Here is a 13,984-nt window from a genome sequence, read left to right on the forward strand (position 1 = left end):
GAGCAATATGGGCTTAGGTTATGGTGCGGGTGCGGGAGGTTTCCTTATTATTTGCTTTGCGATTTTGGTGCTATTTATTGTCATTGCGATTTGGTTGAGTTGGAATAATTGGTATAAAAAGCAAAAAAATCGACCATATAAAGTAAATGCGGTACTTAAAATTGGTTTATCTGGCGTATTGTTTTTCCCTTTATTTGTTGCAGTAACGCTGGGATTGTTCGTGATTTCAGATCTTAGTTCTGACTATGCAGAGTGGCAGCATCAAAAGAAAATTCATATACAGTTGCAGGAACCCTTAAACTTTGGAGAGGTTGTACTGCCTGAAGGCACGTGGATTAACCGATCATTTGAAACCGATTATACTCTGGAACAGATGACTGATATTCGTCAAGGTTTGACATCGGCTCGTTTTCCACAGCCGATTCAAATAGCTGGATTTGATGTTATTGCATTTGAGCTGCATCGCCATTTATTGCTTGAGTTGGCACATGATCAAACCGTTATGATGAATAACCAAAAAGTAATTTGTCCGGCAGGATGGCTGCTTGAATTAGGGGGATCAGGTTATCCGTCCACTGCACAACGTTATAGTTTGAATTTTGATTGGTTTACACCAAGTCGATGGCAGCCTATAAACTGTTTTGATGGCGAAGGAATTATTGTATTAAAGTCAAAAGATTTCTCATAAAAAAGCCTGCATCATTGCAGGCTTTTTTTTCACTATTTATAAAACTTAGCGACAATCATTAGAAAATCATTAAATGTAATAACTGGTTTTGGTCATCAGCTTTGAAATACCAGTCATGGCAATACGAACTGGAACAGGAAGGTCTACACCACCTGCATTGAGTGCTGTATCACGGTGATGCAGCTCATCTTCATTCATTTGCACTAAGATTTTACGTGAACGTTCGTCTTGTTCAGGAAGTTGGCGGATGTGATCTTCTAAATGCAGGCTCACTTGACGCTCAGTTTCAGCGACAAAACCTAAGCTGTATTTATCACCGGCAATACCTGCTAATGCACCCATCCCAAAAGAAAGGCCGTACCAAACAGGGTTGAGCAGACTGGTATGGCTGTCTAATTCTTTTAAGCGGTCTTCACACCAAGCCAAATGATCTTGTTCTTCAATCGCAGCGTGTTCCATTTCACGGCGGACATTTGGCAGTTTAGCGGTGAGTGCTTGGCCATGATAAAGCGCTTGGGCACAAACTTCACCACTATGGTTGACACGCATTAGACCCGCCACATGACGTGCTTCACTGACTGCAAGTTGAGTCTTTTCAGCAACAGACGGATTTTCACGATGTGCAGCCGTTGCTCCGGGAACTAAACTACGTAAGGCCTGATCAAATGAGTGAATAAGTTTGTCGACACCTGTAAATTGACGCATGGATTAATCCTCCAGAGAGACTTGCGTAGTTTGAAGCAAAGGTTTGATATGTAATAGCAGCCAAATACAAAAAATTGCACTGAGCACTGCAGTTATACAAAAAAGTATTTTAATATCAATCTTTAAAACACTCAGAATAATAATTGAAAATATAGCAGAAGATACCATAAATACCGCATTTAAAATGTTGTTTGCGGCAACGACTCGCGCACGATGTGAGCGTGGAGAGTAAGCTTGCATCATTGCATAGAGTGGAACGATGTAAAAACCACCACTAATACCCAATAAAGTCACGGCAATCATGACATGGTAATAGCCCCAACCTTGATGAAAAACTTCTGAAAGGGTAATAAGTGGGCCAGTTTGAGTCGGGACGAGGGTCAAACTAAACGCTAAATACAGTGCAAATACCGTTAAACCGACAGCACCGATGGGAACCATCTTAATATTGACTTGAGTGCCGCCCAATTTACGACAAAGCAATGAACCTACGCCCACACCGACAGAGAAAAAGGTCAATAGCAAGCTAACGACATTTTCAGAGGCATGTAGATTTTGCTGAGTCATTTGTGGAATTTGGGTAAGGTAGGTTGCACCATAAAACCAATACCACGAGTTCCCCAATAAAATAGTAAAAATTAGTGGCAAACTTTTGGCATATTTCATCGTTTGGTAACTGGTACGAAAAAAGTTCCAATCGATTTTTAAATCTGGTGTAGTGACATTTTGCTTAAGAATAAAACGACTGGTGATATAACCTAAAATTGCGATGGTCATCACTGTCAGGCTGATCCACATTAAATTGCCTTGTGATGAAGCAATCACAGCACCACCCAAGATCATCCCGAATAAAATTGCCATGGATGTTGCCGATTGGAAGAGCGCATTGCCTGACATCAGCTCATTGGGCTTTAAAATTTCAGGCAAAATTGCATATTTGATTGGACCAAAAAATGTCGAATGGGTCCCCATCAAAAATAAAGCCAGCAACAATAACCATAAATGACCGGTCAGAAAGCCAATACTGCCGATGATCATGATGATAATTTCTAAAATTTTGATGCCACGGACAAGTTGTGAACGTTCAAACTTATCTGCGATCTGTCCCGCTGTCGCTGAAAAAATAAAGTAGGGTAAAATAAACAATAATGCAGCTAGATTGTTTAGCGTGCTGATGGGTAATGCCTGTTGTTGGATTAATCCATAGGTGATGACCAACAATAAAGCCTGTTTATACACATTGTCATTGAGCGCCCCAAAAAATTGGGTCAAAAACATAGGCAGGAAGCGGCGTGTACCTAGCAGATGTTCGTTGTTATTCATAAGTGTCTTGCTACATTAAGTTTTATTAAGAAATGTGAGTGATTGGTAAAATCTCTAAAAAATCATGTAATATGTTTTTTGAGTTTGGAGATGGCGAAAAACCAATAGATATAAGATCTTTAGCTCTATATCTGGTTGACTAAGTCCATTACATAATGAAATTTGTTAGAGTTTGCTATGCCTGCAAAAATCAAGTTTAAAAAAACATTGCTTCATCACAGTATAGCTCACTGCATACGACAGCATCATAGCAATAAAAGTCTATATATGAGCATCTTTTTGACCTTGTGTGCTCAGCATAGTTTCGCCCAAACTCCCGCAGAAACGGTTCCAACATCTGCAGATACAAAAGCAGAGATTGTTACTGAAATCAAGGATGAGGCTGTAAAGCAAGGGCTATCGACGCCTGAAGCAATTGAAAAAATTGAAAATATAAATGAGCCGGAAGAATCTGTTGATAGCATGAAAATGCTGCAAGAACAGCAGCAAGCAGGAACACAACTACAAGAATTTAAACCCATTGAGTTTGAAGATTTAGAAAACTTACCCGTGACACCTGTTGATCAAAACATGGCGAATGAAATCTTCCAAGTTGCTGAAGAAGCCAAACGTCAAGCACAGGAGTACCGTGCAACACAGCAAACAGAAATTGCTGTTGCGGATATTACCCAAAAAGAGTTAACGGAAATTAACCAAGCGCCAGTCAATATTGATCAGCTCATGGGTGAAATTCGTTCGGATAATGAAATTACCGCGACACGAAATGAAAATGCCAATACTCTGCAAGAGCTGCATAACCCAACAGTTGAGGATGATGTAGAGCCAGGTATTTTCAAGCGCTTATTATATAAAGTACGTCCGCCACGTCAGATGAATACGGCAAAAGTGCCACGAATTAGTGCGGATGTTGAAATTACCTCAGCACATAACACCAGTCAAACGTCGAGTAAGGCCTACGGTGCGGCACTGGAAGATCTCAAAGCCAATATTAAAGGTAAGCTTTCAGGTTTTACTCAAGAATCCTTTAGTGATTTTCCATCGGCTTTGCCTCAATTACGTAGCTTGTCCAATCAAGCCGCGCAAGCCGTGGGTTTCTATCAATCAGAATTCAAATTTGAAAAAGTGTCTGACAGCAAAGTTCGTGTATTGGTTACACCAAATACGCCTGTGCAAATTGAAAAACAGAATGTTGAATTTTCTGGGGCTGGGGCGAACCAAGCTCAGTTTCAGGTGATTGGTGTTTTACCAGATCAGGAAGAAGGTGACATTCTTAATCATGGTGAATACGAAACGACGAAAGGCCGAATTAATGATGCAGCAACTAATAACGGTTATTTCGACTCGTACTGGCGTTTGCACGATGTAAGAGTGGCTCAACCACAAAATACAGCCGATATCAATTTGCGCTTTGAGACGGGTGAGCGTTATAAGCTTGGCGAAGTCGAATTTCGAATGAGTGATCCTAATGCAGAGTTTCCATTGGATCGAGATATTTTAGAAAGTTTGGTGACGTGGAAAGATGGTGCTGACTATACTTTCTGGCGTGTGAATGGTTTGGCTAATAACTTGACCAACTCTCGCTATTTTAACTACACCTTGGTTGATTCAATTCGACCAGACCCGATAGAAAAGCCACTTGAATTGCCCCCGGATATTCAAACCTTGGTCGATCAAAATCAGTTGTCAGAAAGTTCACAAGTAGTGAAAGACAAAACGGAAGTGATGTCGAATAAAGAAGTGACGCAAAAAGTGGTTAATGAAGACCAATTTGCGGGGGTGAATGATGTAGAGCAATCCTCTAAATTACGCAGTTTGCAAGATACGCAAGATGCTAAACAAGCAGAACAAGAACGTTTAAAAGCGCAAGCACGTGAAGATAAAAAAGTCCCTGTGATTGTGACACTAAATGCAGATAAGTTGAATAGTGCAGAAATTGGTGCTGGTTTTGGTACCGACACCGGTACACGTGTTCGTGGCCAGTATCGTCGTGCCATTGTAAACAAACGTGGTCATTCTTTTGACGCCAACATGGAAGTATCCAAAATCCGTCAATCGATTGATGGTCGCTATAACATTCCATATAACCATCCATTAAATGACTATGTCAGCTTGGTCGGTGGTTATGAGCGTGAAGAACGTGACGATGTCGGTCAAGGCGTTAATCTTTCGATTGAATCTGCTGTAGCTGGGGTTGACCGGATTATTAAAAACCCACGTGGTAATTGGCAGCATACTTTTGGTTTACGTTACCGTTTAGACCGTGTTACTGATGACGGACTTAATCCTAGTGATGACATTCCAGATGCATTCTTGGTGAATACCAACAATGAACAACAGTCCTTGATGTTTGGCTATGAAATTTCTCGAACCGACTCTGATAAACGTGTGAATCCAAGTAAAGGGATAAAGCAAACCTATAAAGTTGAAGTCGGAAGTGAAAGCTTACTTTCGGATGTTGATATGGCTATCTTGAATGCGGGCTGGCGCTTTATTTATTCATTGGGTGAAAATGATAATCACCAGTTCGTGGGGCGCAGTGATGTAGGTTATATTCTGACAGAGAACTTTGATAAAGTTCCTTATAACTTACGCTACTTTACCGGTGGTGACCAAACCATTCGTGGCTTTGACTATAAGAGTTTAGCTGCCGAAAAAAATGGCTATAAAATTGGTGGTCAAGTCTTGGCAACGGGTTCATTAGAATATAACTACCAATTTAAAGAAGGCTGGCGTGCTGCGGTCTTTAGTGACTTTGGTAATGCGTACGATAAAGACTTTAATACACCGACTGCATATAGCGCAGGTGTGGGGATACGTTGGGCTTCTCCAATTGGCCCAATTCGTTTAGATGTCGCTACCGGACTTTCTGACGACAGCAAACCAATTCGTTTACATTTCTTTATTGGTTCACAATTATAATTTTTAGGTGATGTGTTTTTTATGACTGAACAAGAACAGCAAGAACCAGAAAACGAAACGCCGGTAGAGCAACTGCCGAAGAAGCGTCGTATTCTTCGAAGTGTCATTTTGACCTTCGTGTTCGTGCTTATCTTTTTGGTGGCTGCATTAGCAGTCATGTTTTCTACAGACAAAGGCAGTAAGTTTTTACTTGACCGTGTTCTGGAACGTCAGCAAATCATTCACTATGAATATGAAGGTGGTAACCTGTGGCGGGGCATTATTCTACGAAATGTCCTCGTTACGCTAAAACCTGTCGATGTAAAAATTGACCGTGCCGATATTACACTCGGCTGGCGCGCCATTATTAATAAAGAAATTCACTTAAATAAGGCAGATGTTAAAAATCTGCAAATTATTACCAAGACACCACCTAGCGATAAACCTTTTGCATTTAGTGAAATCCGTTTGCCTTTCGTCCTTCGTGTCGATCATGCAGATCTAGATCATATGCTGATTAAAACGCATAGTTCAGGTGTGGATTTTTATGATATTGAATTAAATGAAGCGCTTTGGTCTGGGACGGAATTAAAATTTGAAGATACCCGTATGGATATGGGCTATTTATCCGTGCGCCAAGCGTCTGGGAATATGAAATTTGAAGGCAAGTATCCGCTAAATGCTGTGGGGATTGTCAATTTACCTTCACTACGTGAAAGCTTGAATATTCATGATATTCAAGTGGTGGCTAAAGGATCTCTTGATACGATTCAAGCCGGTGTGGCAACTCATACGCCTGATCTTTTAACAGGATGGGCAGTGGTCCATCCAATGCGTCCACATGTCCCGATGTTTGGTGCGCTTAAATTTAAAAACTATCATTTACCTTTACTGACTGAGCAAAAGCTCTTTGCTAAAAATGGGCTGGCAAAATTCAAAGGGGATATTCAGCGTCTCAATTTAGATTTAGACACGGACCTGAGCGGGGCCAATATTCCTGAAGGTAAATATACTGCGCTCATGAGTACGGACTTGGTCAACCAACTTGATATTTCTAACCTAAATGGTCAAGTGATGGGCGGTGCTGTCAATTTGGGTGGCGTGGTGAGTTGGAAAGATCAGGTCACTTGGGATGTAAGTGGTCGTTTGGATAAAATTAATCCAAAACATAAGCTGATCCCGCAAGTGGTTCAAGATTTTCTACCTGTAAATTTAAACAGTAAGATTGCGTCCAAAGGGACCCTTGAAAAAGGTATGCACTTGACGGCGTTGGTGGATTTTGACCAATATGAAACTTGGAATTTAAAACTCGATCAAGCGCCTGCCAAAAATAATAAAGCTCAGCCGATGCTGATGGATGTGTCTTGGAAAAATATAGACCGTGCAGTGCCATATGTTGGATGGTTGAGTAGTGATTCGGGCAATGTGCAATTGGCGCTTACAGAAGGTCAGCAGAACATCAACGTGGCGACCACAGTGTCACGACATGAAAAAGGTGCTCTGCCTGCTGGACAATATCAAGCCAAACTGAATCTGAAAAATAACAATCTCAATGTCCCTGCCTTTAGTTATGTGGCCGACAAAGGTCAGCTCAAAGGTAACGCAGTTGTAGAATTGCCTGATGAAAAACGCATGCTGAAATGGCAAGCCAATGTACAAGCACAGCAGTTCAATCCGCAAACCATCGTGGCTGCTGCGCCTGTCGATCAAATTACAGGGTCATTAAAAGCCAATGGTTATGCAAAACCAAATCAACAGATTATTCAGCTGAATAATATTGATTTGTTAGGTCGACTAGCACAACAAAATGAAACCGTACATTTAACAGGTAAATCTACTGCTGCGCTGACTTTCCATGATGAGAAACAAGGCGGAGGCTTTAAAGCTTTTGCTGTGAATTATGATGGTGGTCTCAATGCAAGCCAAGTTGCCGCAAGTAAAGGCAGCTTGATTTTCAAAGTATTTGGTACCCCAGAACTCATTAAAATTACCGAGCTACGTCATGATGGCGTGGCAGGTAAAATTTCTGCCAATGGACAAGTTTTACTACAAAAAGCCATTGGTTGGGATATCAATGCATCACTGGTGCATTTTAAGCCGCATTACTTTGCCTCAAATGTACGGGGTGAATTATCTGGAAATTTAAAAACCAGTGGTGTGTGGTCAGATACGCTAAAACGTATTCAAATTGAACGTCTGAATTTGGCAGGTATGATCAATAACAAACCTGTCCGTGGTCAAGGTAACTTGGCGATGGTGATTAATTCAAATCAATCTGGTTTTATGCCAAAACAGTTTGAAGCGAATAATTTACTGTTGGCTTATGCCAATAACCAAATTCAAGCCACAGGTAATGCACAAAATTTACAATTGAAAATTAATGCACCGGCATTATATGAAATTTATGCAGGCCTACGTGGACGTGCTTATGGCTACTTAAATGTTCAAGCACAACCACGACTGCAAGCATCTGCCAATATCGCAATAGATGATTTTGCTTTTAATAATTTATTCAGTGTGAAAAAAATACGGGTGCAAGGCGAGTTGCCAACTTCTGCGACTTCACCAAGTTTATTAACGGCAACGATGGATAATTTACGTAGTAACAACCGTGAGATTGTGAAAGGTCAAATTTCACTGGCCGGTACACGTAATGCGCATTTATTAAAAGTCAGTGCTGAAAATAAATTATCAAAATTTTATGTGCAGTTAGCCGGTGGTTTCAACGCACAAAATAATTGGCTCGGTCAGATTCAAAAAGGCGATTTTGACTCGTTGCGTACACGTCTCGTACAGCGTCAAAATGCGTCTATTATTTATAACACGGCACAGTCTGACTTATTTGTCGGTGCGCATTGTTGGATGAGTCAGCAAAGCGAATTATGTTTTGATCAGCCGATTCGTGTGAATAAAAACCGCGGCAATGTATCCTTTGTGACAAAGAACCTAGACTTAAATGATTTTGCAGCATTTATGCCTGAAGGCCTGGCGATCACGGGTAAAGTGAATGGTTATGCGAAAGCGTCTTGGGCGAAAGGTGCAAAACCTAAAATTGATGCACGTTTAGTGACTCGTGACGGTTTACTCGGTTTAGCAGCGGAAGACCCACAGTATTTAGCATCCACTTTAAAATATGATGAAGTAGGTTTGATTGCGAAAAGTGGCGCTGAAGGGCTACAAATTCGACTCGATACCAAAGCTCCTGATATTGGTACAGGTTATGCCAATATTATTATTGATCCGTATAAAGCCAATAAACCGATCCGTGGTGAAGTGGCCTTTAACCAAGTTCAATTGAAAATCTTAAAACCATTTATACAAGATGTCCGTTCAATGGGCGGTACGTTGTCTTATGCGGCAAAAATTAGCGGAACATTGTCTCAGCCTTTAATGGATGCTGAGATTCGAGTGAAAAATGGCTCGATTAGCATGATTTCACTGCCTGTGAACTTGACCAATATTCAGTTGTATTCTGCTGTACGTCAAAACCATGCGACGATTGATGGCGCATTTAATAGTGGTCGTGGTGTGGGCAAATTAACTGGAAATATCGACTGGAAAAATGATCTGCGTATCCAGTTGAATTTAACGGGTAATGAAATGTTGGTCCGTCAAGCGCCATTGATCACCGCTGTTGTAACGCCTGATTTATCTTTAGATGTGCTGCCTTTCAGTAAGAAATTAACATTAAAAGGTAAAATTGATGTGCCGCGTGCATTGATTTCGATGCCAGAATCGTCTGCAACAGTGGTTGGGGTATCTTCAGATGTACGTGTGGTACATGAAGGTGATAACCAACTTGAAATCTTAAAATCGGCACGTCCTTGGGATATTCGCGCAGATGTACAGGTGAACATTGGTAATCAAGTGATTTTCCAAGGTTTTGATAGTCGAATTCCGTTGATTGGTCGTTTGAATTTGACACAACGTGGTTTAGAAACAGCAATGCGTGCCAATGGTGCAATCGGTGTTTCACAACGTGTGAAAATTGAAGCCTATGGTCAAAGTCTGGACTTGAACCGTGCGATTGCCCGTTTTAATGGACCATTGGCAAATCCAACGTTAGATATCGATGCAAATAAAGCCGTGCAAGGTAGTACAGTTGGGGTTCGTGTGACGGGTACGGCATCAAGTCCTGCAATTCAGGTGTATAACGATGCAGGTCTGTCTGAACAAGAAGCCTTAAATGCCTTAATTACAGGTCGTATCAATGAAGGAAGTTCAGGTTTAAGTCAGGCGGAAGGTTTCCGTTCTGATGTGAACAATACGATTGCAGCAGCCGGTATTAGTATGGGCTTGGGTGGTACACGTGCATTGACCAATCAAATTGGTCGTACATTTGGTCTGAGTGGTTTGGCACTCGATGCTCAAGGAACAGGAGATGATACTCAGGTTTCACTGACGGGTTATATTACACCTGATTTATTCATTCGTTATGGTGTCGGGGTATTTACACCAGTGAATAAACTGACCTTACGTTATCAAATGAATCAACGTTTGTATTTGGAAGCGAGTCAGTCTTTAGAACGTGCAATTGACTTGTTTTATAATTGGCGCTTCTAAGAGAAGTCAAAATTTGAGTATAAAAAACGCAGCTTAGGCTGCGTATTTTATACAAATGATGAGCTGAGAAATCAATCTTTAAACGTATCATTCAGTGCCTGTTGTACTGCTTCAACACGAGTCTTGCAGGCTTTATAGGCTTGCATCGACTCTTCAACGATTTTCATAAGATTATCAATATCGGGTTCTTGCTGAGATTCGAGTAATTCAGCATTACGTTTTAAAACTTCATAGCCTTCTTTAAAACTTAGAGTATCAGTCGTCATGATTTTTTACCTGTATATATTGAATGTCAGCCGTGATGATGCCGTCTTGCATTTCAATTTCAATCGGTGAATGCGTTGAAGGCTGAAGATTTTTCGTTGCGCGAATGGCGTGACCTTGCTGCCGCACGATGGCATAACCTTTGGAGAGCACATGTGCAGGGTTTTGCAACAAAGTCTCACGCATGAGTATTTCAATATTCTGTGCAGCTGTTTTAAGTTGTAACTGAGCAAAATAAGCAGTGTTATCTTGGTATTGCTGTAAGAGCCGAGTTGAGTCATTGATTTGACTTTGAGCCAAGGTCTTTATGACCTGTAGCAACTGATCATTTTGACTTTGATACAGAGCAATTTGATGTTGAGAGCGCAGTTGAATGCTTTGTAAGGCCTCTAAAACTTCTTGTGTTCGCTCAACAATATGATTACGAATCCCCCCAATCACTTTACTCGGGGTGTCGAAAGAGCGATGTGCAATTTCATCTAAGATCGTGCGGTCTTTTTCATGGCCGATACCGACCCAAATTGGCACGCTACGCTTAGATAAAAGTGCAGCCAAATCATAATCATTCAGATAAGCAAGATCGTTAACAGCACCGCCACCACGAATAATCACGATCAAATCTGGCGCAGTTTGAAAGTCATTTGCCCATTGTCTTAAACCCAGTGCTAAAGCATCTCGGATACTTTGTGCTGCGGTATTTCCTTGAAAGGTTGCAGCATGATAGACAAATTCACACACGCCAGCATGTTGTAGCGCATCTGCATCTTTTTTAAAGTCACCTAAGCCTGCCGCATTTTCAGGTGCAATAACTAAGACATGCTGAATATCAAATGGCGCAGGCAAGTTTCGATTTTTATGAATCAGACCTTCGCTGGTGAGTTTTTCTAAGATTTGTTGATAACGTCGAGCCAGATCACCCAAAGTAAAACTCGAATCAATTTCTTCGATATTGACTGAAAAGCCGTACTGAGGGTCAAATTTGGCACGCACTTTAACCAAGACGTTTAAGTCGCGACTGAGCTCAATGCCGCTTTCACGTTCAAATTTTCCGACAACTTTATTTGCGGTAAATTTCCAAATTGTGGCCTTACAACTGGCAATGACTTTATCGCTTTCTTGTTCTTTTTCAGCTAATTCTAGATAGTAATGTCCACCTTTGATGTTTAAATTTCGAATCTCGGCTTTGACCCACACGGCATCATCAAAAGCCAACTGAATGACTTCTTTGACCGCAGATAGGTATTCGCTCAGCGTTAATTGAACATCAGACATAATTTAAAATAGGAGAATATAAAAATGAATATTCATTTAAATACTAAATAAATATTCAGCAATTGCAAATGATCATTTCGGTTAAAACAATAGAAGGACTAAGCGGCGCTACAACATAGTGTTTCATTTCACACGAAGCAGTTCGTTCCAATTACTCAGGTAAGCGGGGGAACACAGATTTTTTTTCATCCGCCATGTTGCAGCATCGTCCTGCGCTAAACCGATCGAGACAAAATGATGCCCAAATTTTTTTTGAATATCGTCGATGGTGTCGGACAGTTTCAAACGGCTTTGTCTTAACGCCATATCGCAAAACAAATCTGGGGTAAAGTTTTGTTTTGGAATGATTTCTAATAACACCACACCGGCTTTTTTATATTTAAATCCCGCTTTAAAGATTTTTTCGGCGGCACGCGTTGCTGCTTGGGTGATACTAATTAAGTCATCGGTATGCTCATTCAGTGTAATGGCCAGATAAGGTGCGTATTTTTCAGCAGAATTAAAGCGACTCGTTTGAATAAACACTCCCACCATACGACATAGAGAATGATCTGCTCTTAAACGTGTGACGGCTCGCGCGATATATACACGAATAGAGGCCTTAATATCTTCCAGTTCGTAGACTGGCTGACCATAGGAACGACTACTGATAATTTGCTGTTTGCTCGGTGCTTCTTCTTCAATAGACAGACAAGATAGACCTTGCAGTTCCAAGACGGTTTTTTCCATCACCACACTAAATTTTTTTCGAATATCTTTAGGCTGTGCATTGATCAGATCTAAAACATAATGAATGCCAAGCTGATTCAGGGCTTTTGTATGATTGCGACCGACGCCCCAAACTTCATTGACTGGTGTCTGGGCAAGGAGTTGTTCTGAGGAACAAGGGTCCATTTCAACTAAATTGCACACACCGTTCAAATAAGCATTTTTTTTGGCAAGATGGTTGGCCATTTTGGCTTCCGTTTTAGAGCGACCAATCCCGACACAGCAGGTTAAGCCTAGCCATTTTAGGATCGTATCTCGTATTTCTTTGGCATATAGGCTCAAATCGAACAGTTCTTGATAGGCGGTGAGATCTAAAAAACATTCATCGATCGAGTAAACTTCACGGTCTTCGGGGCCGACATACATGCCTAAAATATTCATAAATCGATTAGACATCTCGGTGTAGAGTGCATAGTTACTCGACAACACCTGAACATGATGCTGTTGGATTAAATCTTGAATTTGATAGACCGGCACAGCCATTTTAATCCCAAGGTCTTTGGCTTCCTGACTTCGTGATACAACACAGCCATCGTTATTGGACAGCACGACGACAGGGACATTATTGAGCTTTGGGTTAAAGACACGCTCGCAACTGACGTAGCAGTTGTTGAGGTCAACTAACGCAAATATTTTATTTTCAGCTTTCATGACGAATTCTTGTGTTTAGGTGTGTGATGAGCGCTTATAAAATTGCTTTAAATTAAAAGTCACAACACCCTGAACAACGATAGATTCGCTATCTGAAGGGATAATATGCGCATAGGCAGGGTTTTCTGCTTTCAGCCAAATTTGGGGTAAGACTTTATTAGGGTCACCAAAAATGTCGGCAATTTCTTCTTTTGACATTTTCGCGGTGATCATCAAACGCTTTAAGGTGATTTCACGATTATCAATTAGTGCGACTACGATATCGCCATGTTTGGCTTCTAAGCTTCGATCCACCAAAAAAGTATCATTAATTTCAAAGCCAGCATTGAGTAAAGACTCGCTATCGACATGCGCAACAAATGTAGCGAGCGGGTTAATCACCAAATAATCGTTCAGGTCTAAGACTTTTTCAAAAACATCTTTATTGGCGAAAGCTGGGCCAGCAGGAATACGTTCCAAGGCAACGGGAAGTTCAATACGGGTATTTTTTTGAACAGGCTGAACATTGAGCGAAGAATCCAAAAATGGATCTTTAGGAGGTTCTTGAGATTGCTGTTCAAGCAGGGCATTGATGGTGGGACTCGGTTTACCATCTTCGCCCATGAGCTGTTGCAAAGACGACCAAGCTTGGTCCGAAAAATAAATTGGCAGTTTTTTTGACATATTTTGCTCCTACGCAACGTGGCGTGTTTGAAGAAAATTACTTTTTTTAGGATACGCGTTGGGCAGGTCAAATTTCAAATTAATAAAACCTTTAAAATCAAAACTGCGACAAGTTGAGTCGTTTTAAATATTGCAAAAATCATCATCGGCTCACAGAAAATGGCGTGCTGTATTTTGAATAAAGGCTGC

General features: G+C 41.0%; 9 protein-coding genes. 3 read left to right on the plus strand and 6 right to left on the minus strand.

Annotated elements, in window-relative coordinates; translation table 11 throughout:
* Positions 1-7: 7 nt before the first annotated feature.
* On the plus strand, positions 8-688 hold the full coding sequence (locus FTU16_RS02430) for a hypothetical protein (protein ID WP_180048876.1): 681 nt from the start codon (positions 8-10) through the stop codon (positions 686-688).
* Positions 689-757: 69 nt separating this feature from the next.
* On the opposite strand, the gene coq7 is transcribed toward FTU16_RS02430, so the two are convergent.
* Together coq7 and FTU16_RS02440 are read right to left on the minus strand one after the other, a co-directional pair.
* Positions 758-1,393 (minus strand): 2-polyprenyl-3-methyl-6-methoxy-1,4-benzoquinone monooxygenase, encoded by a 636-nt coding sequence (gene coq7, locus FTU16_RS02435; protein ID WP_180004953.1) that lies wholly within the window; start codon positions 1,391-1,393, stop codon positions 758-760.
* A 3-nt stretch (positions 1,394-1,396) separates the two neighbouring features.
* Positions 1,397-2,716: an MFS transporter gene (locus FTU16_RS02440; protein ID WP_180027036.1), complete on the minus strand. Its 1,320-nt coding sequence runs from the start codon at positions 2,714-2,716 to the stop codon at positions 1,397-1,399.
* Between the two features lie 177 nt (positions 2,717-2,893).
* On the opposite strand from FTU16_RS02440, the gene FTU16_RS02445 reads away from it, so the two are divergent.
* Positions 2,894-5,635: an autotransporter assembly complex family protein gene (locus FTU16_RS02445; RefSeq protein WP_180162624.1), complete on the plus strand. Its 2,742-nt coding sequence runs from the start codon at positions 2,894-2,896 to the stop codon at positions 5,633-5,635.
* Positions 5,636-5,656: 21 nt separating this feature from the next.
* Positions 5,657-10,177, plus strand: a complete 4,521-nt coding sequence (locus tag FTU16_RS02450) for a translocation/assembly module TamB domain-containing protein (protein ID WP_180162625.1) — start codon at positions 5,657-5,659, stop codon at positions 10,175-10,177.
* Between the two features lie 71 nt (positions 10,178-10,248).
* On the opposite strand, the gene xseB is transcribed toward FTU16_RS02450, so the two are convergent.
* The 4 genes from xseB to FTU16_RS02470 all read right to left on the minus strand — a co-directional run bounded on the left by xseB (position 10,249) and on the right by FTU16_RS02470 (position 13,795).
* Positions 10,249-10,443, minus strand: a complete 195-nt coding sequence (xseB, locus tag FTU16_RS02455; RefSeq protein ID WP_078188551.1) for an exodeoxyribonuclease VII small subunit — start codon at positions 10,441-10,443, stop codon at positions 10,249-10,251.
* Complete coding sequence (gene xseA, locus FTU16_RS02460) at positions 10,433-11,713, minus strand: exodeoxyribonuclease VII large subunit (protein WP_180162626.1); 1,281 nt, start codon at positions 11,711-11,713, stop codon at positions 10,433-10,435. Before xseA ends, xseB begins: the two co-directional genes overlap by 11 nt.
* 123 nt (positions 11,714-11,836) lie before the next feature.
* A complete protein-coding gene (locus FTU16_RS02465) occupies positions 11,837-13,132 on the minus strand; it encodes a Y-family DNA polymerase (protein WP_180162627.1) in 1,296 nt (431 codons plus the stop codon).
* A gap of 15 nt (positions 13,133-13,147) precedes the next feature.
* Complete coding sequence (locus tag FTU16_RS02470) at positions 13,148-13,795, minus strand: LexA family transcriptional regulator (protein WP_180105534.1); 648 nt, start codon at positions 13,793-13,795, stop codon at positions 13,148-13,150.
* Positions 13,796-13,984: the final 189 nt, after the last annotated feature.

Origin of the sequence: Acinetobacter sp. YH12069 (assembly GCF_013419675.1) — a bacterium.
Taxonomy (GTDB): domain Bacteria; phylum Pseudomonadota; class Gammaproteobacteria; order Pseudomonadales; family Moraxellaceae; genus Acinetobacter; species Acinetobacter amyesii.